Raw genomic sequence first — 24,208 nt, forward strand, 5'->3', positions numbered from 1 at the left:
CTTACGCGTTCTTTTCCATTATCGTGTTATGAAAATTATCTATATCCACCATATACTGATCCAACAGCTGCATATTGTCATTGGGAACGTCATATTTAATGGCGATGACACGCTCAAAGATGTTCTCCTCCTTCAGCACGGACATCGGCATATTCATAGCTATTAATTCTCTGCATCGTTTATATAGATATAAAATAATTTCCATCATTTTATACTGCTTCTGCAAGGAAACACAGGTGTCATCCTTGTGGAACGCATTCTGCTGAAGAAAACCAAGCCGGATAACTCTCGCAATTTCAAGCACCAGCTTCTGGTCGTCCGGCAGCACATCGCTTCCTATCAGCTTTACAATCTCCATCAGGCTGCTCTCCTGATTCAGCAGGGCCATCAGACGGTTTCGGTAGTCTACAAACTTCGGAGACACATTGTCGTGATACCATGCGGCCAGATCCGTCAGATACTCACTGTAGCTCGTAAGCCAGTGAATGGCCGGAAAATGTCTGGAATAGGCAAGACTCTTATCCAGTCCCCAGAAACAACGTACAAAACGCTTGGTGTTCTGTGTGACCGGTTCTGAAAAGTCTCCGCCCTGCGGGGATACCGCGCCGATAATTGTCACAGAGCCGTCTGTACCGTTCAGATTGTGCATCATCCCTGCGCGCTCATAGAACGCGGACAGCCTGCTGGCCAGATAGGCCGGGAATCCTTCTTCCGCCGGCATCTCCTCCAGACGGCCGGACAATTCTCGCAGAGCCTCCGCCCACCGTGAGGTAGAGTCCGCCATGATTGCCACGTCATACCCCATGTCCCGGTAGTACTCCGCCAGTGTAAGACCAGTGTAAATACTAGCTTCACGGGCCGCCACAGGCATGTTGGATGTATTCGCGATCAGTGTGGTCCTGTCCATCAGCGGATTGCCGCTCTTCGGGTCCACCAGCTGTGAAAATTCTTCCAGAACTTGTGTCATCTCATTTCCACGCTCGCCACAGCCGATATAGATAATGATATCTGCGTCGGACCACTTGGCAATCTGATGCTGTGTCATAGTCTTTCCCGTACCGAATCCACCCGGAATCGCCGCAGTGCCGCCCTTGGCAATGGGAAACATCGTATCCAGTATTCTCTGGCCGGTAACAAGAGGCACGCTGGCCGGAAAGCGGTGGCTTGTAGGACGGGCAGTCCGGATGGGCCACTTCTGCGTCATTGTCAGTTTCTTTGTCTCGCCTTCCGGTGTCTTAAGCGTCAGCAGAACTTCGTCAATGGTATACTGGCCGTCCGGAACCACATCGGTCACCGTACCGCACATTCCCGGAGGAACCATACATTTATGGACGATAGCCCTCGTCTCCGGCACCTCTGCAATAATGTCGCCGCCGTGCAGCTCACTTCCCACAGACACCGTCATATGTGTATCCCACAATTTATCACGGTCAAGCGAATCCACGCTCACGCCCCGTGTGATAAACGCTCCGCCGGTATCTGCTATCCGTTCCAGCGGGCGCTCGATTCCATCAAAAATATTGTCAATAATTCCCGGTGCAAGCGTTACCGATACCGGGCTTCCTGAGGCCTCCACGATTTCTCCCGGACGCAGTCCCGAAGTCTCTTCATATACCTGAATGGTAGTCATATCCTTATCCAAAGAAATGACTTCCCCCACCAGCTTTTCTTCCCCAACATACACCATCTCAGACATCATAAAGCCCGTGTTGCCTTTTAGGTAGATGACCGGCCCGTTAATCCCATATATACTTCCTGTCTTATGCAATGCCTACACCTCCTGCTCCAAAACGGAACTTCTGATATTCTGATTCCAGAGCGGTCTGGAAAGAATGGTCAATGAGGACGTTCCTGTCCTGAATGACTGCCCTGAGCCCTCCCATAAAATCATATCCACTGACCGTCAGATGCATGCCTGTGCGGTCTTCCAGCTCCTCGATTTTATCCTCATCAGAAGGGGTAATATACAGAGTAAGCCCCTTTCCCTCCGCAAAAACAGCGGCCTGAGTTATCAGCTTAGACAGATAATCCAGATATTCTTCTGTCTTTGTGTAATCTATAAGAAGCTCTTTGACCTCCTCAAACAGCTTAACCTTCAACTCGCTCTGACATTTTCCCATGGCGCGCTTCAGCTCTGTCTGTGCCTTCGCCGCCGCCTGATTGAGCTGTCGTCTTGCATTGGTCGTCTCTGATTGAATTCTGATTTCCGACTGCCGCTCCGCTTCCTCTTTATGCTTTTCGAATAAAGATTCCAGCGTCTTTCTATGATTTTCAATAATCGCATTCCCCTCCGCCCGTGCTTCTGTCATCACGGTTTCTTGAAGATGCGTAATCTTTTCGTCCAGAGTCAATTGAATCACCTTCTTTACTTTCTTGTTACAATTTCAGTCCAATTGCTTCATTTACATAGGATGTGATAAAGTCCTTTTTACGTCCGGTTCCGTGCCTGTCTGGGATTTCTATCAGCAGAGGCATCTTTCTTTTCAGCTTGATTTCATCGATCATATCCGGAAACTCTCTTCCGAACTTTTCAGTCAAAAGTACAATCCCGATTGAGCTGTCGCTCATAGCAGTCTCCAGAGCCTGCCTTAGTTCCTCACGCTCGTGCACGACCACGCCGTCCACCCCGGCAAGGCGCATCCCAGTATAGGTATCTACATTATCACTGATTAAATACATTTTCATCTTAATTAACCCAGCTTGCTCAAGATCATGAAGGAGATAATCAGACCATACAGGCAGACACCTTCTGCAAGACCTACGAAAATGAGCGACTTACCAAGGACACTGGAGTCTTCACTGATAGCTCCAAGCGCCGCGCTCGCCGCACTTGCCACAGCAATACCACCGCCGATACAGGATAAACCGGTAACCAATGCGGCTGCGATATAGCCTAATCCTACTGCCAAAGAACCGCTGCCTGCCCCGTCTGCAGCATGGACGCTCACCCCGCCGAACAACATGATTGCAGCAACTAAAAATGTACCAAAATAGAAGAACACATTCACGCCCAGCGCAGTCTTATAGCGGCCTTTATTGCGCTCTCCGATAAGATAATATCCAAATGGAATAAAGATACTCAAAACCAATGCGGCCACCAATACTAACTTTGTTGCTAAATTCATAATAATTACCTCCTGCTTTAAATTGTTTTCTTAAATTCCCGTCCACTGCCTTTATAGAATCGGCTGAACATCTCATAATACTCAAGACGAAGTACCTGAATACCAACAATCAGTCCTTCGAATCCACAAACAAATATATTTCCCAGAATCATCACGGCCCAGTTAATCTTTCCGGTCTCCGCCCCGGCGAGCATGAGCACCACCTGCATAATCGATGCATGGCTCACTGCAAAAGCGCCGATACGGATGAAAGATAGCGTGTTAGAAAAATAACTCAGCAGTGTCTCGAACAGTTCAAAGAATGCCTGCGTGACGAACATTGCCTTGCTTTCTTCCATCTTCTTAGCACTTTTCGTTATCTTTCTTGTCAGCGGTTCCTTCAGCGCAATCAAAAGCAGAGGAACACCAAACATAATCAACATCACAATTCCGCCTGGCATCGCGTGCCCCGTCATGAACAATGCCACGACTGCTACGACTGCACTGTAGAAAATGAGTCCCGCCAGACCATTGGCGTCGAACCAAACATTTTCTGTATCATGGGCCCGCAAAGCATTTACAATATGCAGAATCATGGAAATAATTATAATCAGCATACCGAAGCCGATAGATACGATAAATACAGTATTCAGCTTCCCGATAAACGGAAGGTTAGTCATATGTTCAATCGGCCGTATCCACCTTGCCTCAATAATATCTTCGAATCCAAAAATGCTGCCGAACATAAATCCGAAGAAAGTAGAAAATACACCGGCCAGAGAGATAATACCTGCCAGATTCGCCTTTTTCTTCAAATAGATAAGGCCTCCTCCGATGAAAAGTAAAAGTCCCTGACCCACGTCGCCGAACATCGCGCCAAAAATAAAGGTATAGGTTAGGCCCACAAATACGGTGGGATCCATCTCGCCGCTCTTTGGCAGCCCATACATCTTTGTAAACATCTCGAAAGGCTTGAACAGCTTCGGGTTTTTCAGCTTCGTGGGCGGTTCTCCGAAGAACTGCTCTTTATCCTCTTCCACCACGATATAGATTCTCGGATCATTCTTCGCCTCTTCGATAAAGGCCCTCACGTCGTCCTCGGCCATCCAGCCGCAGAGGATATAATAGTCTTCTTTCTCCTCCTCGGTTCTGGCCGCATATTTCCGGATATCGAAGTTCTTTGACAAACGCTCCAATGTAATCTGTGCGCCGAGAAGATCTGATGCATGTTCGCGGAACATCTGCTGCCGCTTCTGCTTTATCTTATTAATGTCATCATTGATATCCGACACATCCTTTTCCAGCTTCCGGTAAGCCTCGAGCGGCGTGCCTCCAAAATCTTCTGTCAAACTGATTCTCTCAAAGTGGAGGGATTTCATCATGGAATCAATTTTCCCGGACTCCGCGTCCGACACAAAGTAGATGCCGTATACATAGTTCTCATCTCTGGCGCCCTCCACAAATACTGCGTCGATGTCTCCGAGAAGCGAGCGCTCCAGCCGGTGATAATAGTCTACGCTGATTCTGCCAAATCTGAACTTGATGTATTTGAACTGCAGAATATCATGCAGTTCGAAATCCAGAGGTGCAAAGGGCTCCACCGCTCTCATCCGCTCGGCCAGCTCTTCCCTCTTTTTCTTCAATCCCTCTTTGCTCTCCTGAAATTCCATATAATCATGGTTCACGGAGCGTATCATCTCCATCATCTCATGCTCTTCCAGCGTAAAAGAAGGCTCCGTCTCCAGCTCAGGAAGATAAGAAAGAAACTGCTTCACCTTGGCCAGCGGATCCTTATAGGGGTTCACCTCCAGGAACGGAAGCAGATTATCCACCGTCTTCAGTTCAGTCAGTGCATTTTCCAACTGCATCTCATATTTTGAAAGATATAAGTTCGTTACTCTGTCGATGTCCGTTCTCGGCCCGGTAATACTTAAGAACTTCATCTTTACTATCATTTCGCCACACCTCCAATGTAATTAAGCGTCTCCCGGGCGGGCAGTCCATAGCGGACACACTCAAGAGCCGTTGTTAACTTTTCCAGCTCCTCCTCTTTGAGGAAGAGATAGGTATTCACAGCCGCAATCGAATAAGGATTGCTTCTTCTGTCCGCAAGGTAGAGCTTATACAGACAATCTTTGTACATTTTCTCTATAGTCAGGTTCTTTGTCAAATTGAACTTGCGGGCATAAGCCGTCTTCTCAGCCGATTTCATGAATTCATCCAGAGAGGGAGTCTCGACCAGCTCCTTCAGCAAATCTATGTGAATTCGATAATGAATCGGTATCAAGAGAGAGTAAATATCGGGCGGAAGCATATGATAGTATTTCTTCGCACGGTAAATCCACTGAAGATTCAGAAGATCGATTTTCGTTCCACAATCCCGCGTATAGATATCTAATTCTCTTTTTTTGAGTATCTTTTTCCGCGTCTTCCACATCGTTGTGAAATAGTAGAGATTCAGCGCTAAATCATAGTCGAAAAGAGTTGTTTCCTTTGCGTCTTCCAACTTCTTTAGGGCGCTGTAGTATTCCGTCCCCTGAAGATTCTCTACAAGCTCATGTACATTTTTCGAAGTGATGAGCCTGTCGATTGTAAGGCTTGAATACTGATCAAAAAATGACTTTTTATAATTCAGGTCAAAAGGCTGCTCATAGTGGTTAAATACAATTCTAAGACAGTAGTTGATCAAGTTGACTTCATACCGTTTTAAATAAAGCTCCAAAAATCTTTTCTGGGTCATCCCTGAAAAACGGTAGAGCCTGATATAATCACTGTAAAGGGATTGTATCAATATCTTTTCAATATCTCCCCTGTGAAGCTTATCCTCGTCAATATCTTTCAGATGCGGCTCATAAGCCGGCTTGCCTTTCAGATACGAGACAATTTCTGTCACAGTCTTTAAATTGGCGATATTTTGGAAATCTTCCTCTGTCAGCAGCTTTGCCTGCATTGCACGGACTTTGGTTACAAGTCCACTGTATGCCAATAAATTTCCCATATGCTATCCCTCGATAATATGCTTTACGATTTCCGTCGCATAAATAGTATGCTTCTCCTCAAAGTCACGTCTAATCTGCTCGATGGCAGACTGGTTTTTCTCTTCCTGCTTTTTCAGGACCTCTTCCATCTGCCTTTCCAGACCGCTCCGTATCGCCTGAAGCTGCCCCTGCGTCTTCCGCTCCAGCTCCTCATCGTAAGCATCGCGTTCTGCCTGTATCTCCTTCTCAAGCTCTGCTTTCTGCTCTTCAGCATGGGAGACAACTGCTTCCGCAGCGTGTTCAATCTCAGAAAGTTTTTTCACGATTGTATCCATAATAAGGGCTCCTTCCATATTCTCCAAACATAACCTTATTCTACTCCTATTGATTTACGTTTTCCACTAAATAAATACTACATTTTCCTCAAAAATTTTCTGTATTTTTGTTGAAAATTATGAATTTTAACCAATTTCATTTTCCATGTTTCCAATCTCCTGCCTATAGTGTAAAATAAATGATGCACCTTTATTCTAAAAAGAAGTGTATTTTTATCTATGGAAAGAGAAATGAGGATACAATATGCGGCTACGAAATGTACCGGGAGCGGACGCTTATCTCACCGCCCACCCCCTTGTCATAAAAAATGAAACCAGATACCGCGGAAGCTGGAAGGAGACCTTTGAACACTCAGAGAATCCCATCCATATTGAAATCGGTATGGGAAAAGGAAAGTTCATTCTCACACTGGCAAAAGAAAATCCGAATATCAACTACATCGGCATTGAGCGCTACTCCAGCGTTCTTGTCCGCGCTTTAGAGCATTTGGACAACGACGAAGAATATAAGGATTTGACCAATATCCGTTTTATCTGCATGGATGCCAAAGAGCTCCCCAACGTTTTTGCCGTCGGAGAGCTGGATAAAATCTACTTGAACTTTTCCGACCCGTGGCCGAAGGCGCGTCATGCCAAGAGAAGGCTTACATCCCGTGAATACTTTGAGCGGTATGATAAGATACTCGCCTTTGACGGCGTTGTAGAATTCAAGACGGACAACAAAGAATTGTTCGAATTCTCTTTGGAGCAGGTAGATCTGGCAGGCTGGATACTGCTGGCCAAGACTTTTGACTTGCACAACGACCCAACACTCAGCAGAGGGAACGTCATGACGGAGTATGAAGAGAAGTTCTCCGGGCTGGGACATCCTATCCACAAGCTGATAGCGATGAGACAATAACAAAAAGGTGCTTCCATCAACCGACAGGAAGCACCTTCTTTTTATATTCCAATATTGAGTTAGATTCCCTTCTTATACAGTATAAAAGAATATGCTGCCGGTATAAGCATTATCGCCAAAATAATAACTATCACCGCATTTCCGACATCAAGTATCCCTGCCGCCATAAGCGCTGTTCCGGCCAGTATCCAGAGCCATCCGGCCAGACGATGGGTCTTGTTCCAATTCTCTTCACTGGAGAGCGTCCATGGCAGCTTAATTCCAACTGTATAATTTTGTTTTAACTTAGGCATATAATTGCCAACCAGCACAAATACGAATCCTACTGCACATCCGGTAATCATGCCTATATTGATTTTTTTCCCCAATGCCGCCATATAGATGCTGATATTACAGATAAGTGACACAACCGGAACAATCCAAAATATAAGCCCTTTCATCTTTTCACTAATATTCTTTCTCTTGGGGTCATTCAATGTTATCCCCACACATATCAAGTGTACCGCCAGCATAAGCACAGGAAGCCCAATTACCGCAAAAGGTTTGCTACTCCACCCATTGGGCGAATTGTCTGTTCCAAAATGGACCGCCATAGTATCAGGCAGTTGTTTCCACAGAATCAGTCCCGCAATCATAGGCAGTACTACAATAATGCTAGTCAAAATAATTGTTTTTTTATACTTCATCATTTCCATGCCCTCCTCTTAATTCTGACAGCCACACCATTATCTCTTCCACCACGGAAGTATTCAACTCATAATAAACAAAATTCTTCTCCTTCGTCTCCCAGACAAGATCTGCCTTTTTCAAGACACTCAAGTGATATGATATAGTTGCCCCTGTCATGTCAAAATGACTTCCTATCTCTCCAGCGGACATTCGGCCGCCCTTAAGGAGTACCAGTATCTCTCTCCGCACCGGGTCGGAAAGTGCTTTAAACGTCTCGGCAAAGCTCATTGCTTATCATCTCCTTTAAAGGAACTATTTAGATATCCTTCTAAATACTTTATATCATGGTACTGCATTGGTGTCAATACCTATTTAGATAATTTTCTAAATACTTTTTATTCTCTCAAGTAACATCCTTCATTCCTCCGCATATAATAAACAGAGAACACATAAGAGCGAGGCATGTGCACATCATGAAACATAAACGAAAAATCCACAACACCATGCGTTGTTTCTGCTACGATAACCAGAAGCTTAATAAGCGGCTGATCTGCCTGCGTAAGTCCTTCTGGGAAGTATATCATATCCTGAATCCGAAGTGCATGCCTTAAGCTTTAGGCGTAAACGGGGGATATATATGTCAATCAAGCCAATTACCCATGATTATACAGCAGAAGTTACCAATGAACGTCTCCCTGTCGTAGTTGAATTCTACGCTGAGTGGTGCCCGAAATGCCAGATGATGAAAGACGTGGTAGAGCGCCTTGCCAGACGCTGCCGTGGAATTTACATTTTTAAAAAAGTGGACATTGATATCTGCGAAAAAATTGCTGAGGACCTCGGGGTCGAGACCGTCCCCACCTTTGTCATATATCGGCACGGAGAAATCATGGGGTATACTACCGGTGTAATCTCTGAAAAAATACTGGAAGAGCGAATTGCGGATATGCTGAGATAACTGTGTAAACACTCATATTTGTTTGGAAATTAAGAGCGACGGACGGCAGGTCCTCACAACCTGCCGTCCGTCTTCTATGGTTAGATAATAAAGATATTATGATAACGTCATCTTTTCTTTTTCGGCATCACATGAATCGCGCCGCCCGCCATCTCTTCCAGAGCTTCCCCGATTGCTTCATTGTAAGTAGGGTGGGCCCGCATGCCTTTTCTCATATCCTCTGCCGTCATATGATTGGCCATGGCTGTCACGAATTCTCCGATCATATCCGTCGCTCTGGCACACATCATCTGCGCGCCAATAATTTCCTTTGTCTCCGCGTCTGCCAGTATTTTGATAAATCCTCGCTCTTCTTTTGAAATCAGAGATTTTCCGTTGGCGCTCATCATCACCTTGCCAATCTCTACGGAAATTCCCTTCTCCTTCGCTTCCTCCTCGGTTATGCCCACGCCCGCTATCTCCGGACTGGTATACACACATCCCGGAATTATAGACAGATTGACCTCCGGTTCTTTTCCTGCAAGGCGTTCCGCCACATAGATTCCCTGTGCGCTTGCGCTGTGGGCCAGCTGGATTCCCGGAATCACGTCTCCGATCGCATAGACTCCATCCATACTGGTACGGAATTCCTCATCGACTAGAATTCGTCCTCTTTCTATATTAAGTGTGGTTCCCTCTCCAAGTAGGCCGTCCGTATTCGCGGCTCTTCCCACAGCGGACAACAGAGCGTCCGCGCTGATTCTATGTTCTTTCTCCTTTTCGGTGAAAATACAGGCAAAGCCGTCGCCCTCTCTCTCCACCTTCTGTACAAACGCTCCGGTGTATATCTCCACACCGCGCTTTTTCAAAATCATCTTCAAATTCTGAGAAATCTCTTTGTCCATACCCGGCAGGATTCTCGGCAAAGCCTCCACAATGGTAACCTTTGCGCCCAGCGCCTGAAATACGGTCGCGAATTCCACGCTGATGACCCCGCCTCCGATGATAATCATGCTCTCCGGCACATCCTGCATCTGGAACACATCGTCGCTTGTCATAACGCCCGGCAGATCCATTCCTTCTATCGGAAGCACCAGCGGCTTAGAGCCGGTGGCAATCAGAATCTTCTCTGCGCCATAACAGGTGCGCTCCTCGCCGGACGCCACCGTCACCGTCTTGTCCTTCTCGATAGACGCAAGCCCCTTGATCACCGTCACTCCATTGGCAGCCAAAAGCTGCTCCACGCCCTGACGCAATCCCGCAGAAACTTCGTTTTTATAATCAAGAATCTTTCCATAATCGTAGCGCACATTGTCTGCCAGAATGCCGAAGCGTTCCCCCGTCTTCGCACTCTCCAGCACCTCTGCCGCATGTATCATTGCCTTTGTGGGAATACACCCTCTGTTCAGACAGGTTCCCCCAGCCTCACGGCTCTCTATAATCGCAGTCTTAAGGCCCAGCTTTGCCGCTTTGATTGCGGCTGGGTAACCTCCCGGGCCTGCGCCGATCACTATCAAATCAAATGTTTCCATATAACCTCCTCTGGCCTTCGCTTCCGGCCGCCGGCGTCATGCCATCCTCAAGTATGAACCTTTGGATATCCTGCATCATCATCCGTTCCCCGTCATTTAGCGCCGGAACCCGGTACATTCCCACGCAGAGGTCTTCTTTGCCGTACCGGCAGCCCTTCAGATACTCAGGAATCCGGCTGATGAATCCTTGCTCCATGGCGTCAGAATAAATCTGCATATCTGTGATAATTCCTTTATTCACCTGAAGCTGCATCGTAACCCCGCCCCATGGGAACCGTGTATCGATTTCATACTGGAATTCCATCCGCCGGCCAAATATCCATTCCCATGACGAGAACTTTTCTTCCGCCTGATCCAGCTCTTTTTTTTCTAACATATCCGGAGTTATCTTTTTTGCGGATAATCCGTATACCTCCTCAAATGCTTCTAAAAGCTTCTCTTTCAACAATGAAATCGTCAGTTCAGGGCAGAATTCAGTGAGGTTCGCCACCCGTGACTTCACGGAATCCACGCCTTTCGAGCGCAGCTTTTCTTGTGAAACATTCAAATATTTGGACAAATCCTCTACATTGACATTTACCATCAAAGTACCGTGATGATAACAGTGTCTGTCCAAGTTCAAAAATGCATTTCCCGAGAACTTTCTTCCTTCCACCGTGATATCATTTCTGCCGGATTTGACCGCATGGATGCCCAGCTTATTTACGGCTTTTAAGATAACCTCGAGCTGCTTTTCCAGATTATAGTTTTCTTCCTGCACAAGAAAGGTAAAGTTAAGATTCCCCAAATCATGGAATACAGCCCCTCCTCCGGATAAACGGCGTACCACGCAGCCATTGTCTTCTTTTAGTTTTCCGACAAGACATTCCTTCCACGCATTCTGGTTATACCCGACCACGACCGTATGCTGGTTCTGCCAGAGATAGAGGATACACTCCTCCGGTTTCACATGCCGGAGGAGGTATTCTTCTATTGCCAGATTACGGTAGGGAACTGTCCCGTCACTCTCTATATAAGTAAGCTCATATATCATATTATTTCATACCTTAACTTTGGATGTCTGGCCGCCTCAACCTCGTCTAATCTGGTGATCGGTGTATGAAGGGGCGCCAGATGAAGGCTCTCGGCATCCTTATGCGCTGTTTCATATAACTGTAAAAATACCTCCACGGCCTCATCCAAAGTCTCCTTTGTCTCAGTCTCTGTCGGCTCCACCATCAACGCCTCTTCCACGATCAGCGGGAAGTACATGGTCGGCGGATGGATTCCATTATCTAAGAGTCCCTTAGAAATATCCAGAGCGGATACTCCGGTATCCTTCTTCAAATCCTTCAGGCTCATTACAAACTCGTGCATGCAGATCTCATCGTAAGCCATCGTATATTTATCTTTCAGGCACGCCATCATGTAGTTAGCGTTTAATACCGCATGGGTACTCGCCTCCGGAATTCCCTCTTTTCCAAGTGTCAAAAGATATGTAAGCGCTCTTACGACAACCAAAAAGTTTCCATAGAAGCTTTTTACTCTTCCGATACTGTGCTCCGGATCCACAAAATAATATGCACCCTTTCCTTCTGTCAAATCGACAGGAAGAAATTCTGCCAGAAGATTCTTACATCCAACTGCCCCGCTTCCCGGGCCTCCACCGCCGTGCGGAGTAGAGAAAGTCTTATGGAGATTCAGATGAATCACGTCAAAGCCCATATCTCCCGGCCTTACCGTCCCCATGACCGCGTTCAAATTGGCCCCGTCATAATAACAGAGGCCGCCTGCCTCATGGACAATCCGGGTAATCTCCAGAATATTTTTGTCAAACAGGCCTACCGTATTAGGATTGGTCAGCATCAGTCCTGCTGTGTCCTCTCCCACTGCCTCACGCAGTTTCTCCAAGTCTACACACCCATCCTCTCTGGAAGGGATGCTGACTACAGAATATCCGGCCATCGCCGCACTGGCCGGGTTCGTACCATGGGCAGAGTCCGGCACAATAATTTTCGTACGGTTCTGCTCATTCCTTGCGTGGTGATAAGCCTTCATCAGTAAAAGTCCGGTAAATTCTCCATGCGCCCCGGCAGCCGGCTGGAATGTCATCCTATCCATACCGGTAATCTCTGACAGATACCGCTCTGCCGTCTGAAGCACTTCCAGACAGCCCTGCACCGTGTGAAGAGGCTGAAGAGGATGCACCTCCGTAAAACCTGACAGCCCAGCCATCTCATCATTAATCTTCGGATTATATTTCATGGTACATGAACCCAGCGGATAGAATCCGTCGTTTACCCCGTGGGTCTTTTTAGCCAGTTCAGAATAATGACGGCTCAGCTCATTTTCCGATACCTCGGGAAGGTGTAGTTCCTGCTCTCTTTGATTACCGCCGGTAAGCTCTACAGCCGGGACGTCAAGAGGCGGAAGCAGTGACAGATGTCTTCCTTTTTTGCTTTTCTCGAATATTAACATGACTCTGCACCTCCTTCCAGAATCCGGACAACCGTGTCCATCTCTTCTTTTGTGTTCATCTCCGTGCAGCACCACAGTATGCGGCTCTCATCCAGAGGATATCCGCCCAAAATGTCAGACTCCTCCAACACTTTCAGCACTTCACTGGAAGACCTGTCAGAAGATGTCACGAACTCATGGAAAAATTCGCCCTTGTTCTCTACTGTAAATCCAATCCGGCTCAGCCCCTCGGCCAGATAGTGTGCCTTTGAGGTACACTGGCACGCAGCGTCACGAAGTCCCTCCGCGCCCATCGCGCTTAAATACACTCCAACTGCCAGCGCGCACAGTGCCTGATTGGAACAAATATTGCTAGATGCTTTTTCCCGTCTGATATGCTGCTCTCTCGCCTGAAGCGTCAGCACATACCCGGTCCTGCCATCCCGGTCCTTCGTCTCTCCCACGATACGCCCGGGAAGCTTTCTCATCATTTCACTGGTACAGGACATAAATCCGAGGTACGGGCCTCCAAAAGCAAGGGGAAGTCCAAGCGGCTGCCCATCTCCCACTGCTACGTCCGCCCCATATTCACGGGGTGTCTTCAAAAGTCCAAGAGAAATTGGGTTCACGCCCATAATAAACTTCGCTTTACATTCGTGTGCCAGCTCCCCTACTGCAGAGGCGTCTTCCAGATTCCCATAATAGTTGGGATGCTGAATGTAGACGCAGGCTGTTTCTTTATCCAGATTCTCTTTCAAGAAGTCAAGGTCTGTGACCCCGTCCTTTTCCGGAATCAGCACCAGCTCCATCTCATTACCGAAGCAATAGGTCTTCACCGTATCGACTACCTGCGGGTGGGCGGTCATGGAGACGAATGCTTTCTTTTTCTTGCGGTCGCGGCACATGGCCACAGCCTCTGCGGCAGCCGTTGCCCCATCATACACGGATGCGTTCGATACATCCATCCCCGTCAATTCGCAAATCATAGTCTGGTATTCAAATATAGACTGCAATACTCCCTGACTGATTTCCGCCTGATAAGGTGTATATGCCGTTAAAAACGTTTCATTGGAAATTACACTTTTAACAATAGAGGGAATAAAGTGGCGGTAAGCCCCTGCTCCACGGAACATCACAGGAAACACCTTATTCTTTGCCGCCATTTTTTCCATGGCCCTGCGTACCTGAAGCTCAGACATGCCGCCGGGCAGGTCTAACCCTCCTTTAATCTTAACATCATCGGGAATCATGCTGAATAAATCGTCCATACTGTCAATGCCGATTCTTTGGAGCATTTCCTCCCGGTCTTTTTCCGTAACCGGAACATAGGAACCCATATGTATTCCTCCTTCCAAAGTATATGTGAAGCGGATACTACCGATCCGCCTACGCCTGCTCGCTCTCTACAAATGCCGTATACTCTTCTGCGCTTAAGAATTCTTCTTTGTCTGTGATATCCTTGACTTTGACAAACCAAGCATCGTAAGGCTCGGAATTGATTTTTTCCGGCTCATCCATCAAATCTTCATTCACTTCAGCGACAATACCGGTAACCGGTGAGTACACGTCAGAGACTGCCTTCACTGATTCTACGTCGGCGAATGCCTCGCCTACGGTCACTTCATCCTCTTCTTCGGGAAGATTTACGAATACAAGGCTCCCAAGCTCACCCTGCGCGTAATCGGTAAGTCCGATCACTGCCGTCGTATCATCCTCAAATTTTACCCATTCATGTGATTTGGTATAAAATAATCCTTCTACTACATTGCTCATCTTTTCTTCCTCCTGATTTTCCGGCTTCCGCCAATATTAATTTTTTTCTGGTTTCTTATAGAAAGGAGTCGGCACAACTTCCGCCTCCACCTTGCGCCCTCTGACGATTGCTGTTACTTTTGTTCCTGCTTCTGTATAATCAATGTCCAAAAACGCCATGGCAATCGGGTATCCCAGATACGGGCAATGGGTTCCTGATGTAGAGAATCCGATTTTTTTATCCCCGTCATAGATCTCCGCTTCTTCACGGATAATCCCCCGTCCTGTCACCTTAAGTCCTACGCGCTTTCTTGTAAGCTCATCCTTTGTGGGAAGGAATTCCTTGCCGATAAAGCTCTCTTTCTTTCTCTTGACAGCAAATCCGAGTCCTGCTTCAATGGGGTTGACGTTCTCATCCATTTCGTGTCCATAAAGGGGCATCGCCGCCTCGAGTCTCAGTGTGTCTCTTGCTCCAAGCCCACACGGAATCAATCCTTCTTCTCTTCCGGCCTCCATCAGCGCCTCCCACATAGCAGGGGCGTCCTTCGAAGCGAGATAAATCTCAAATCCATCCTCACCGGTATAGCCTGTCTGGGAAATCAAACATGGGATTCCCGCCGCTTTGGCGTGGAATACAGCGTGATAATATTTTTCCGGAATGTCTTCGGCGCCTGCAATCTTCTGAAGAATTTCAAGAGATTTTGGGCCTTGGAGCGCAATCTGGGCCACCTCGTCTGAAATGTCCTCAAACACAGCCTCGCCCGTCTCATGGCTCTTCATCCACTGGAAATCCTTTTCCCTGTTGGCAGCGTTCACTACAATTAAATAACACTCGTCGTTATATTTATAGACAATTAAGTCATCGACCGTACCGCCCTTTTCATTACACATCGGGCTGTATCTTGCCTGACCTTCCACCATGTTGGTGAAATCATTGGTCATAATCTCGTTCAGATTCGCCAGAGCATCCTTGCCTTTCACGAGCACCTCACCCATATGGGACACATCGAAAAGTCCTGCCTGTGTGCGGACTGCCATGTGCTCCTCGATAACTCCCTGATACTGTACCGGCAGGAGATACCCTGCAAAGGGAACCATCTTTCCGCCATATTTTACATGTGTGTCATAAAGTGGTGTTTTCAATTCCATCTTCAATCCCTCCTATTCATACAACGGATACTTTGCACAGATTTCATTGACTGTCTGACGTATCTCATCCGCTTTTGTTTCAAAATCTGTAACCGTCAGTTTAATCAGTTTCGCAATTTGCTTCATATCCTCTTCCACTAAGCCTCTCGTAGTCACAGCCGGGGTTCCAATTCGGATACCGCTTGTGACGAACGGGCTGGCCGGGTCGTTTGGCACTGCATTTTTATTGACAGTGATATAGACTTCATCCAGTCTTCTCTGTAACTCTTTGCCGGTAATGTTCATATTCTGCAAATCTACAAGCATAAGGTGGTTGTCTGTACCGCCGCTGACCAGATTGAATCCTTCTTCGGTCAATGCCTCTGCCAGCGCCTTTGCATTGGCCAGCACCTGCTTCTGGTATTCCTTGAACTCTGGCTTCAGCGCTTCCCCAAAGCACACTGCCTTTGCCCCGATAATGTGCATCAGCGGGCCTCCCTGTGTTCCGGGGAAAATCGCTTTGTTGATTGCCTTGGCATGTACTTCCTTGCACATGATAATTCCGCCCCGGGGGCCTCTCAGTGTCTTGTGTGTCGTGGTGGTCACTACATCCGCATACGGAACCGGGCTCTGATGCAGTCCTGCCGCTACCAGACCGGCGATATGCGCCATATCTACAAACAACAATGCGCCTACTTCCTGTGCAATGTCGGCAAAAATATCGAAACGGATCTCTCTCGGGTAAGCGGAAGCGCCTGCAACTATCATTTTGGGCTTACATTCCTTTGCGAGAGCTCTGATTGCGTCATAATCCAGATACCCTTCTTCGTTGATATCATAGGCAACGAAATGATAAAGAATACCGGACATATTTACCGGTGAACCGTGAGTCAGGTGTCCACCGTGTGCAAGATTCAGTCCCATCACTGTATCTCCGGGTTTTAAAAATGCCTGATATACTGCATTGTTAGCATTTGCTCCTGAGTGCGGCTGCACACATGCATGCTCACAGCCAAATAGCTTTTTGGCACGCTCAATGGCCAGATTCTCCAGCACATCTACTTCCTCACATCCTCCGTAATAACGCTTGCCCGGGTAGCCTTCCGCATATTTGTTCGTCGGCATAGTTCCCATAGCCAGCATCACCGCCGGACTTACAATATTCTCTGAGGCAATCAGCTCCAGATTCCTCCTCTGACGAGCTGCTTCCTTCTGCAGCGCTTCTCCCACCTCGGGATCTTGACCTTTGATGTAATCCATCACATCGTTAATTCTGTTCATAGCTTTTTTCTCCTTTCGAGTCAAATGGAATTATTGTTCGCTTTTTCACATTCCTGTTATTTCCTAAACGAGAATGCAAAAAAGCAGATAAAAGAAATCTCCGAATTGGAAGTGTTCTTTTATCTGCCTCTGTCCTTTAACCTGAAAGATTTCCATCGCCGCATATGAGCAACATGGTTACTTCTTCGGTACATATGTATGTTCTCCAGAGTGTCGTCCAAATTTGTTACTTTTGCCTGAGAGTTTTTGCACTGCACCTTCGGCGCCATTCGGAGAATGGTCTCTCACAAATTCTTCAATCGACTTAAATTATGCATATTATACAGTGCTGTTTTTGAAACGTCAATACCTTTTGTGAAAGTTATATAATTAACAGGATTAATGTTTTTTTAACTATTGCCCAATTTTACGACAAATGCCGGAATAGGTGGATGATTTGGGCGGTTATAATATTCGCTTACAATGACCAGAAATCTCTTGGAGTCCAGCGTTCTCAGCCACGCAAGCACAGCATCCTTCTCCTCAAACCCACTGTCGCCGCCGCTATAGATACAGAGACTCATAATACCGCCTGCCTTCAACAGTGCAAGCCCTGCTTCCATAGCCGCAATGCTGGTCTCCCCCTTGGTCGCCATTGCATGGTCCCCTCCCGGCAGATAGCCAAAATTAAAGACTATGCAGGACACCTCCCCAGCTTCTTTTATATAGCGCGCCATATTTTCATGCCCCGACAAAATTACTTCTGTCTCACATGCGGCATCCTTGATCCGCTCTCTTGTGCGGATGACGGCTTGCTCCTGAATATCAAAAGCGTATACCTTTCCGGTGCCCTTCAGCAATCCGCAGAGATATGCCGTATCATTTCCATTTCCGGCGGTAGCGTCAATACAGATATCTCCCGGCTCAACGTGCTCTTTGATAAAGCCGTGGCACCAGTCAGTCACTTGATAACGATTCATCTAAAATTCAAAGACCGCAACACCATAAGGCGGCAGCTTATATCCAAAGGAATAGGGGCGGCCGTCACATTCCTTTTTCACGGCCCTATATACAAGCGGACGCTCCTCGCCTGTCCCTCCATACTTCACCTCATCGCTGTTAAACACGAGCTTATATTGCTTCCTCCTCGGAACCCCCACCCGGTAATCTTCCCGCTCAATGGGAGTAAAATTGCAGACGAACAAAAGGTTCTTCTTATTGTCCTTAGAATGACGGATAAAGCTGTAAATGCTCCGGTAGCCATCATCTGCGTTCACCCACTCAAAGCCCTCGTAGGACGTATCCAATTCGTACATTGCCTTATTTCTCTTATAAAGGTGCAGCAAATCCTTATAGAATTCTTGTACAGCCACATGCTCCTTCTCAGCAAGCAGGAACCAGTCCAATTCCCGGGCTTCGCTCCACTCTCTCAGCTGTGCGAACTCTTGTCCCATAAACAACAGCTTTTTACCGGGATGCCCCATCATAAAGGCATAACCTACCTTCAAATTGGCAAATTTATCAAAACCGACTCCCGGCATCTTATTCAGCATCGAACACTTCAGATGCACCACCTCATCGTGGGAGAGTACTAATACATAATTTTCACTGTAAGCGTAAGTCATGGCAAAGGTCATCTGGTTATGATGTCCCTTGCGGAAATAAGGGTCCAGCTTCATATATTCGGTGAAATCATGCATCCAGCCCATATTCCACTTTAAGCTGAAGCCCAGTCCGTCATCCTCCGGCCTGCCGGTGACTTTCGGCCACGCGGTTGACTCCTCCGCAATCATAAGCGCCCCCGGATTCCGCCCAAGAATTACAGAATTCAAATGTTTAAAGAACTCAATAGCCTCAAGGTTCTCATTGCCTCCATATTTATTGGGAGCCCACTGTCCGTCCTGCTTGCCATAATCAAGGTAAAGCATCGATGCCACCGCGTCTACACGCAGGCCGTCAACATGATAATGCTCAATCCAGAACAAGGCATTGGCAATCAAAAAGTTCTTAACTTCATTCTTGCTATAATCAAATATCTTGGTTCCCCAGTCGGGATGTTCCCCTTTTCTCGGATCGGCATACTCGTAGGTAGGCGTGCCGTCAAAATCCGCCAGACCATGGGCATCTCTTGGAAAATGCGCCGGTACCCAGTCCAAAATAACTCCTATCTTGTTCTTATGCAGATAGTTGACCATATACGCAAAATCCTGTGGAGAACCATAGCGAGAAGTCGGGGCAAAATATCCGGTCACCTGATACCCCCAGGAACCGTCAAAGGGATATTCCGCTATCCCCATCAGTTCTACATGTGTATATCCCATCTCCTTTACATAGTCCGTAAGAGCATGGGCCATTTCACGGTATGAATAAAATCCTTCTTTGTCGGGTTCAGGATGCCTTTTCCATGAACCTATATGTACCTCATAAATAGATATAGGCTGTGTATGGTGATCCCACTCCGCACGCTTTTCCATCCACTTTGCGTCGCTCCACTTGAGATTCAGGATATCCGCTATTCTAGAAGCGGTTCCCGGTCTCATCTCTGCACTGTTAGCGTATGGATCAGCTTTGTAGATAAGTTCCCCCTTGTACGTCTCTATGCAGAATTTGTACAAAGAACCTGTCTGTACTCCCGGGACAAATGCAGTATAGATGCCAAGCGGTTCGTTGCGCTCCATCGGATTTGCTTTGACGTCCCAGCCATTGAAATCCCCGACAACAGAAACGTTCTCTGCATGGGGTGCCCACACCGCAAAATAGACGCCTTCTCTCCTGCCGTCCTTCACCACGTGAGCTCCCAACTTCTTATAAATCTCATAATGGTTCCCTTGACCAAACAAATACTGGTCCAGCTCACCGATTTCATAGGCCTTTTTCGGTCTCTCCATCTTTTTCTGTGTTCCCTTTGCTGTTTTCTTTACTGCCATACCATCACCCTCTATCAGTTCATATAGTTAGAAATATTATACTAGAATATGTTAAAAAAAGAAAGAGTTTTGGTCAAAATACACATACCAAAACCCTTCTCTTTCGTTATTATTTATGATTTGAAGTCTTCTTCCTTCAAAATGATGCGGTCTGCTTCATCAGTACTCTTTCCGAATACCCGTTTCACCAGATGCTTCACATTAGCTTTCTGGGAATGTTCAATAGCTTCATCCATTATCTCTTTTACTTCGGCGACAGTTACTGCGTGGTCTTCCCTCTGCATCATATCAATTCTGCTGTAGAGAGCCAAAATTCCCATTTCATCGATGCGGTATCCGTTCTCCTTGGCATAAGTCTGGCCAAAAGTCACAAGCTCATCATTAATGAAAATCGGCAGTTCCAATCTAGAAGTAAACTTTTTCTTGAATTCAGGATTAGCCGCAAACAGTTTCTCCAATGGCTTTCTCTGCTCTTCCAGCACGAACAGAAGCTCATTTGTCTGTTCTTCCATCAACTCATTTAACTCACGTACGGTGCGGGCATTCATTTTTGCCGCTTTTTCAATAATAATTGCGCCTCCGTTAAGCTTATCTATGATAGTGCTGATTTCCTTTTTATTGAGTGAGTCGCCGGTTACTATAGCAACTTTACCCTGTTTTAGTTTACGTTGTTTCTGAATCGCTTTTACAATATCAACGGCAAGTACTGTCTTACCTGAGCCTTTCCGGCCAATAACCAGAATATTACCTGTGCGGGAAGTTCCATATCGATTCTTACATCTCTTGTCATTTTCCAGCACTTCAACAATCTGCTCACTAACTCCGCGGATAGGCACAAAATAAGAAAATAGCTTTTTCTGTTCCTCCGTCAATCCTACCTTTAAACCGATTTCACTGGTGGCGCTCAAGTCATAGCGTCCCTGAACAACAAATCCCGTGTCGAACTTATTCATACGGGCCGTGATTTCTTCCTCGGAAGGTTCCTCAATTTCAAGAACCGCTTCTTTTTTCTTCGGCTGAGGCTTTATGTCAGGCAGTACTCTCGTCTCAGAAGCGGCTGCCGCAGAAGCTTTCCTGCGCGGCCTGCGAACCGGCTCGGGCTCCGGAATTGGCTCCGGTTCATACTCGTCGTCGTCCTCATATTCGTCGTCCTCGTCGTAGTATTCTTCCTCGCCTTCATACTCTTCGTCGTCTTCGTACTCTTCGTCGTCCTCGTACTCTTCGTCGTCCTCGTACTCTACTTCTTCGTCTTCGTACTCTTCGTCGTCTTCGTACTCTTCCTCGTCCTCGTCTTCGTACTCTTCTTCGTCGTCTTCGTACTCTTCTTCGTCGTCCTCGTACTCTTCGTCGTCCTCGTACTCTACTTCGTCGTCTTCGTACTCTTCTTCGTCGTCCTCGTACTCTACTTCTTCGTCCTCGTACTCTTCGTCGTCTTCGTACTCTTCTTCGTCGTCTTCGTACTCTTCTTCGTCTTCGTACTCTTCTTCGTCTTCGTACTCTTCCTCGTCGTCTTCGTACTCTTCTTCGTCTTCGTACTCTTCTTCGTCGTCTTCGTACTCTTCTTCTTCGTCTTCGTATTCTTCCTCGTCGTCGGACTCCTCTTCATCTTCATCAAGGTGGAGAAGTTCTACAACGTTGCCCATATTCTCTACTTCTTCCTCTTCTTCAGGCTCGTCCTCATATTCTACGGCAGTAAGGAATTCCGAATCCTCTTCGTCCATCGGCTCAGGCTCTGTACCATTTTCCAACTCTTCCATCAATTTTCTGATATCTTCAGATAAAATAGTCTTTGTATCTTGTGGCACAGCGCTCTCATCGCTTTCCTGTTCAACCTTCTTTGCTTTTTTCTTTTCTATTTCTTTTTTATTCTTTTCAATTATCTTTGCGTTTTCCTTCTGTGTTTCTTCCCAATTGGACAGAATCTCTTCTATCTTCATCTGTCCCGTAATCTGAGGATCATCCTCTTCTTCTTTGGCAGCCACATCGACGCCGCTGGCTACAGCCACACCAGTCTTCAAGACATCCGCAAGACTTGCGCCTGTGATTGTAGTCACAATCTCAGACGTATTCTCAATCTTAGTTCTCGGCCTTGGAGGCTGCGGTCTTTCATCAGGAAGACTCTCCAAATCAGGTTCGATAATCTCTGCCATCGGTTCCGGCAGATCAGGCAGATCTATACTTCCGGTAACATGCACATTCTCTCTGATCTTCTGGGATATTCTCGGATCCGGCGCCGGACGCTCTTTCGGCTTTTTAAACATCGGTTTCTTTTTGACAGGCGCTGCCTTGCCCGCATTCCGCTGATCATACTTTTCTTGCTGCAGCGGAGTCAAAGGCTTATATTTCATCTTAAGCTCCATAGCCTGATAGACATATTTGCCCTCGCTGAACCAGAGTATCAAATCATCACACTCTTCCAAACACTCTGCTGTCATCCCTGCTTCATGATACAGCTTGGCCAGCTCAAAGGCCCATTTTTCTACATACTCTGCCCGCTTAAATTCTTCCAGCGCTTCAATCTGCTGCGCCAGCGGTGCATTCTGTGCTTTTAATATTTTATATCGGAGAATATGCTGATTCGGATCCTTCGGCGCAATCTTCACATATTCCTCGTAACAATCCATTGCCTCTTCCAGCTCATTTGTCTTCAATGCCAGAAGGCCTAAACGGTACACAATCTTTCGGCTTGTGGGAGCTTTGTCATAAGCGATAAATAAGATATCACGAGCCTTCTGGAACTCACCGGTATTCTCATATATCTCACTTACAGTCGAAAGCATAGACGTATTCTTGACCTTCCTCCAGTCAATCGTATCTGCAATTTCCATCGCTTTCCTATAAGACTTATTCTCCACGTATTCAAGCATCTGTTCTGTTTTTACGCGATATTCATATTTATCCAACGTCTCTCACCTCATACTAAATACATTTTTACTACATAAGTGTATCATAACGTTTAGTCAAAGTCAAAAAAATAGCAGTAATTTCCGCAAAAATATTAAGAAAATGTTACAGAAATTATAACTTTTGGAAACGCACACACAATGAAACAGCCATTATAATATGAATTATAATGGCTGTTCTCTATTTAGTTTTATTTTATTTATTTTTAATCGGAGGAATCAAATTGATTCCCGTCCTTGTGAGCTATATAAAATTTTATATTTAATATAATTCAAAGTTCAGATTTAATTTTTATATTTCTATATCAATCTATCTGGATATCTTATTTATATTCCCTCAATCTTCATATAAATATCTTACTTAGTTATTCCTATCTATAACCCTTCAAACTATTATCAGCGCCCTTATCATTTAATAATAATTCTAATAAGCTATTCCGTCTATAACTGATATTTATATAATTGTTCTCATATAAATCTGATATTATTAGTTAATGTTTCTTCACACATCTTCTAATGCTTTGAATTACTGTGGTATTTATCTCAATATGTCTGCAAATTATGAATCTTAGTAATAATCTTTATCGGCTTAATCTACATCTCCGATTTCTTAATCATTTTTTTCTGGTGCCGATTATTATCTATGGTAAAGGCTCATCTCACAAGAACTTTCATTTGCCATACCACTAACATATTGAGTTGTAAATTCGAAATTGTCCAACGGTCAAAGCCTCCATTTCCACTTATTTCCAAAATTCTTTTAAAAGTTAAACTTTAATTTTTAATTATTGTCCTATTTTTTAATTTAAAATATCTAATTATAGAAACTTGGAATTAAAAAACTTTGTTGCTATTATGGATTATCAGTTATAAAAGTTTGATATGTTATAAATCTCATCTACGAAACACTCATAAACCAAACATATAACGCGCCCTTTTAAAACTTTCTAATCTTCAAATAACAATTACTTTTTAATTGCATTTCTAAGTTAAATTACTTTAATTCTTAAATTATTAAAACCATTAGAGCTTTAATAATTATTTTAAAATAGAAACGATAGTTAAAAATTATGAAGCTACTTTTTTGAAATTCCCTTTCTCGTCAGGAGTTTCTTTTCTTTTGGATTGACTTTATAATATCACTGCGCCTTTCTTTTGTCAATACTATTTTTGATTATTTTTTAAGTTTTTTTATTATTGATTATCATAAACTTAATTATCTGAATATTCAGTCGGTAGGGATTGTTTGTTAACTCTATTATATTTTTGGTTGACAATAGTTATCACTTATATTATTATGTCTTCAGAGTTCAAAATAAGGCTTTTACTTATGTCTTATCACTAAA

General features: G+C 45.6%; 21 protein-coding genes and 1 riboswitch. Of the genes, 2 read left to right on the forward strand and 19 right to left on the reverse strand.

Annotated features, from left to right (window positions below):
• Position 1: 1 nt before the first annotated feature.
• The 7 genes from BN6465_RS19620 to BN6465_RS19650 are packed head-to-tail and all read right to left on the reverse strand — an operon-like array spanning position 2 to position 6,417.
• The gene (locus BN6465_RS19620; RefSeq protein ID WP_066738450.1) at positions 2-1,768 is read right to left on the reverse strand and encodes a V-type ATP synthase subunit A; all 1,767 of its coding nucleotides are present in this window, start codon (positions 1,766-1,768) and stop codon (positions 2-4) included.
• Positions 1,761-2,351, reverse strand: a complete 591-nt coding sequence (locus BN6465_RS19625; RefSeq protein WP_066738454.1) for a V-type ATP synthase subunit E — start codon at positions 2,349-2,351, stop codon at positions 1,761-1,763. Before BN6465_RS19625 ends, BN6465_RS19620 begins: the two co-directional genes overlap by 8 nt.
• Before the next feature lie 25 nt (positions 2,352-2,376).
• Positions 2,377-2,685: a V-type ATP synthase subunit F gene (locus BN6465_RS19630; protein ID WP_066738457.1), complete on the reverse strand. Its 309-nt coding sequence runs from the start codon at positions 2,683-2,685 to the stop codon at positions 2,377-2,379.
• A 5-nt stretch (positions 2,686-2,690) separates the two neighbouring features.
• Positions 2,691-3,125, reverse strand: coding sequence for an ATP synthase subunit C (locus tag BN6465_RS19635; protein WP_066738460.1), 435 nt, complete (start codon positions 3,123-3,125; stop codon positions 2,691-2,693).
• Between the two features lie 17 nt (positions 3,126-3,142).
• Complete coding sequence (locus tag BN6465_RS19640) at positions 3,143-5,059, reverse strand: V-type ATP synthase subunit I (protein ID WP_066738464.1); 1,917 nt, start codon at positions 5,057-5,059, stop codon at positions 3,143-3,145.
• Positions 5,056-6,102 (reverse strand): V0D/AC39 family V-type ATPase subunit, encoded by a 1,047-nt coding sequence (locus BN6465_RS19645; protein WP_066738467.1) that lies wholly within the window; start codon positions 6,100-6,102, stop codon positions 5,056-5,058. Before BN6465_RS19645 ends, BN6465_RS19640 begins: the two co-directional genes overlap by 4 nt.
• A gap of 3 nt (positions 6,103-6,105) precedes the next feature.
• The gene (locus tag BN6465_RS19650) at positions 6,106-6,417 is read right to left on the reverse strand and encodes a hypothetical protein (protein ID WP_066738470.1); all 312 of its coding nucleotides are present in this window, start codon (positions 6,415-6,417) and stop codon (positions 6,106-6,108) included.
• Positions 6,418-6,661: 244 nt separating this feature from the next.
• Here BN6465_RS19650 and trmB point away from each other — a divergent pair, with 244 nt between their 5' ends.
• Positions 6,662-7,318 (forward strand): tRNA (guanosine(46)-N7)-methyltransferase TrmB, encoded by a 657-nt coding sequence (trmB, locus tag BN6465_RS19655; protein WP_066738473.1) that lies wholly within the window; start codon positions 6,662-6,664, stop codon positions 7,316-7,318.
• A 59-nt stretch (positions 7,319-7,377) separates the two neighbouring features.
• On the opposite strand, the gene BN6465_RS19660 is transcribed toward trmB, so the two are convergent.
• Together BN6465_RS19660 and BN6465_RS19665 are read right to left on the reverse strand one after the other, a co-directional pair.
• Entirely contained in the window at positions 7,378-8,007 is a 630-nt protein-coding gene (locus tag BN6465_RS19660; RefSeq protein ID WP_066738476.1) for an SdpI family protein, read from the reverse strand.
• Positions 7,994-8,275: an autorepressor SdpR family transcription factor gene (locus BN6465_RS19665; RefSeq protein WP_066738479.1), complete on the reverse strand. Its 282-nt coding sequence runs from the start codon at positions 8,273-8,275 to the stop codon at positions 7,994-7,996. Before BN6465_RS19665 ends, BN6465_RS19660 begins: the two co-directional genes overlap by 14 nt.
• Before the next feature lie 349 nt (positions 8,276-8,624).
• Between BN6465_RS19665 and BN6465_RS19670 the strand changes: the two genes are divergently transcribed.
• Complete coding sequence (locus BN6465_RS19670; protein ID WP_066738482.1) at positions 8,625-8,945, forward strand: thioredoxin family protein; 321 nt, start codon at positions 8,625-8,627, stop codon at positions 8,943-8,945.
• Positions 8,946-9,052: 107 nt separating this feature from the next.
• Here the strand turns inward: BN6465_RS19670 and lpdA are convergent, their stop codons facing one another.
• The 10 genes from lpdA to BN6465_RS19720 form a co-directional block, all read right to left on the reverse strand.
• Complete coding sequence (gene lpdA, locus BN6465_RS19675; RefSeq protein ID WP_066738485.1) at positions 9,053-10,456, reverse strand: dihydrolipoyl dehydrogenase; 1,404 nt, start codon at positions 10,454-10,456, stop codon at positions 9,053-9,055.
• Positions 10,443-11,489 carry a lipoate--protein ligase gene (locus tag BN6465_RS19680; RefSeq protein ID WP_066738488.1) on the reverse strand — a complete coding sequence of 349 codons (1,047 nt, stop codon included), beginning with the start codon at positions 11,487-11,489 and terminating at the stop codon, positions 10,443-10,445. Before BN6465_RS19680 ends, lpdA begins: the two co-directional genes overlap by 14 nt.
• Positions 11,486-12,913, reverse strand: coding sequence for an aminomethyl-transferring glycine dehydrogenase subunit GcvPB (gene gcvPB, locus BN6465_RS19685; protein WP_066738490.1), 1,428 nt, complete (start codon positions 12,911-12,913; stop codon positions 11,486-11,488). The genes BN6465_RS19680 and gcvPB overlap by 4 nt, the downstream gene beginning before the upstream one ends.
• Positions 12,907-14,229, reverse strand: a complete 1,323-nt coding sequence (gene gcvPA, locus BN6465_RS19690; protein WP_066738492.1) for an aminomethyl-transferring glycine dehydrogenase subunit GcvPA — start codon at positions 14,227-14,229, stop codon at positions 12,907-12,909. The genes gcvPB and gcvPA overlap by 7 nt, the downstream gene beginning before the upstream one ends.
• A gap of 49 nt (positions 14,230-14,278) precedes the next feature.
• Positions 14,279-14,665, reverse strand: coding sequence for a glycine cleavage system protein GcvH (gcvH, locus tag BN6465_RS19695; protein WP_066738493.1), 387 nt, complete (start codon positions 14,663-14,665; stop codon positions 14,279-14,281).
• Positions 14,666-14,701: 36 nt separating this feature from the next.
• A complete protein-coding gene (gene gcvT / locus BN6465_RS19700) occupies positions 14,702-15,793 on the reverse strand; it encodes a glycine cleavage system aminomethyltransferase GcvT (protein ID WP_066738495.1) in 1,092 nt (363 codons plus the stop codon).
• Between the two features lie 12 nt (positions 15,794-15,805).
• Positions 15,806-17,053, reverse strand: a complete 1,248-nt coding sequence (locus BN6465_RS19705) for a serine hydroxymethyltransferase (RefSeq protein WP_066738500.1) — start codon at positions 17,051-17,053, stop codon at positions 15,806-15,808.
• 214 nt (positions 17,054-17,267) lie between these two features.
• A riboswitch (glycine riboswitch) is annotated at positions 17,268-17,352 on the reverse strand.
• Positions 17,353-17,442: 90 nt separating this feature from the next.
• Positions 17,443-18,012, reverse strand: coding sequence for a class I SAM-dependent methyltransferase (locus BN6465_RS19710; protein WP_066738503.1), 570 nt, complete (start codon positions 18,010-18,012; stop codon positions 17,443-17,445).
• On the reverse strand, positions 18,013-19,920 hold the full coding sequence (gene glgB / locus BN6465_RS19715) for a 1,4-alpha-glucan branching protein GlgB (RefSeq protein WP_066738825.1): 1,908 nt from the start codon (positions 19,918-19,920) through the stop codon (positions 18,013-18,015).
• A 152-nt stretch (positions 19,921-20,072) separates the two neighbouring features.
• Positions 20,073-22,862, reverse strand: a complete 2,790-nt coding sequence (locus tag BN6465_RS19720) for a hypothetical protein (RefSeq protein WP_308013066.1) — start codon at positions 22,860-22,862, stop codon at positions 20,073-20,075.
• Positions 22,863-24,208: the final 1,346 nt, after the last annotated feature.

Source organism: Bariatricus massiliensis (genome assembly GCF_900086725.1).
Lineage (GTDB): Bacteria > Bacillota > Clostridia > Lachnospirales > Lachnospiraceae > Allocoprococcus > Allocoprococcus massiliensis.

Bases quoted from the DNA above. Each gene is read 5' to 3' on its own strand.
- BN6465_RS19630 (WP_066738457.1), bottom strand. From the start codon at position 2,685: ATGAAAATGTATTTAATCAGTGATAATGTAGATACCTATACTGGGATG.
- BN6465_RS19635 (WP_066738460.1), bottom strand. From the start codon at position 3,125: ATGAATTTAGCAACAAAGTTAGTATTGGTGGCCGCATTGGTTTTGAGT.
- BN6465_RS19640 (WP_066738464.1), bottom strand. From the start codon at position 5,059: ATGATAGTAAAGATGAAGTTCTTAAGTATTACCGGGCCGAGAACGGAC.
- BN6465_RS19645 (WP_066738467.1), bottom strand. From the start codon at position 6,102: ATGGGAAATTTATTGGCATACAGTGGACTTGTAACCAAAGTCCGTGCA.
- BN6465_RS19650 (WP_066738470.1), bottom strand. From the start codon at position 6,417: ATGGATACAATCGTGAAAAAACTTTCTGAGATTGAACACGCTGCGGAA.
- trmB (WP_066738473.1), top strand. From the start codon at position 6,662: ATGCGGCTACGAAATGTACCGGGAGCGGACGCTTATCTCACCGCCCAC.
- BN6465_RS19660 (WP_066738476.1), bottom strand. From the start codon at position 8,007: ATGATGAAGTATAAAAAAACAATTATTTTGACTAGCATTATTGTAGTA.
- BN6465_RS19665 (WP_066738479.1), bottom strand. From the start codon at position 8,275: ATGAGCTTTGCCGAGACGTTTAAAGCACTTTCCGACCCGGTGCGGAGA.
- BN6465_RS19670 (WP_066738482.1), top strand. From the start codon at position 8,625: ATGTCAATCAAGCCAATTACCCATGATTATACAGCAGAAGTTACCAAT.
- lpdA (WP_066738485.1), bottom strand. From the start codon at position 10,456: ATGGAAACATTTGATTTGATAGTGATCGGCGCAGGCCCGGGAGGTTAC.
- BN6465_RS19680 (WP_066738488.1), bottom strand. From the start codon at position 11,489: ATGATATATGAGCTTACTTATATAGAGAGTGACGGGACAGTTCCCTAC.
- gcvPB (WP_066738490.1), bottom strand. From the start codon at position 12,913: ATGTTAATATTCGAGAAAAGCAAAAAAGGAAGACATCTGTCACTGCTT.
- gcvPA (WP_066738492.1), bottom strand. From the start codon at position 14,229: ATGGGTTCCTATGTTCCGGTTACGGAAAAAGACCGGGAGGAAATGCTC.
- gcvH (WP_066738493.1), bottom strand. From the start codon at position 14,665: ATGAGCAATGTAGTAGAAGGATTATTTTATACCAAATCACATGAATGG.
- gcvT (WP_066738495.1), bottom strand. From the start codon at position 15,793: ATGGAATTGAAAACACCACTTTATGACACACATGTAAAATATGGCGGA.
- BN6465_RS19705 (WP_066738500.1), bottom strand. From the start codon at position 17,053: ATGAACAGAATTAACGATGTGATGGATTACATCAAAGGTCAAGATCCC.
- BN6465_RS19710 (WP_066738503.1), bottom strand. From the start codon at position 18,012: ATGAATCGTTATCAAGTGACTGACTGGTGCCACGGCTTTATCAAAGAG.
- glgB (WP_066738825.1), bottom strand. From the start codon at position 19,920: ATGGAGAGACCGAAAAAGGCCTATGAAATCGGTGAGCTGGACCAGTAT.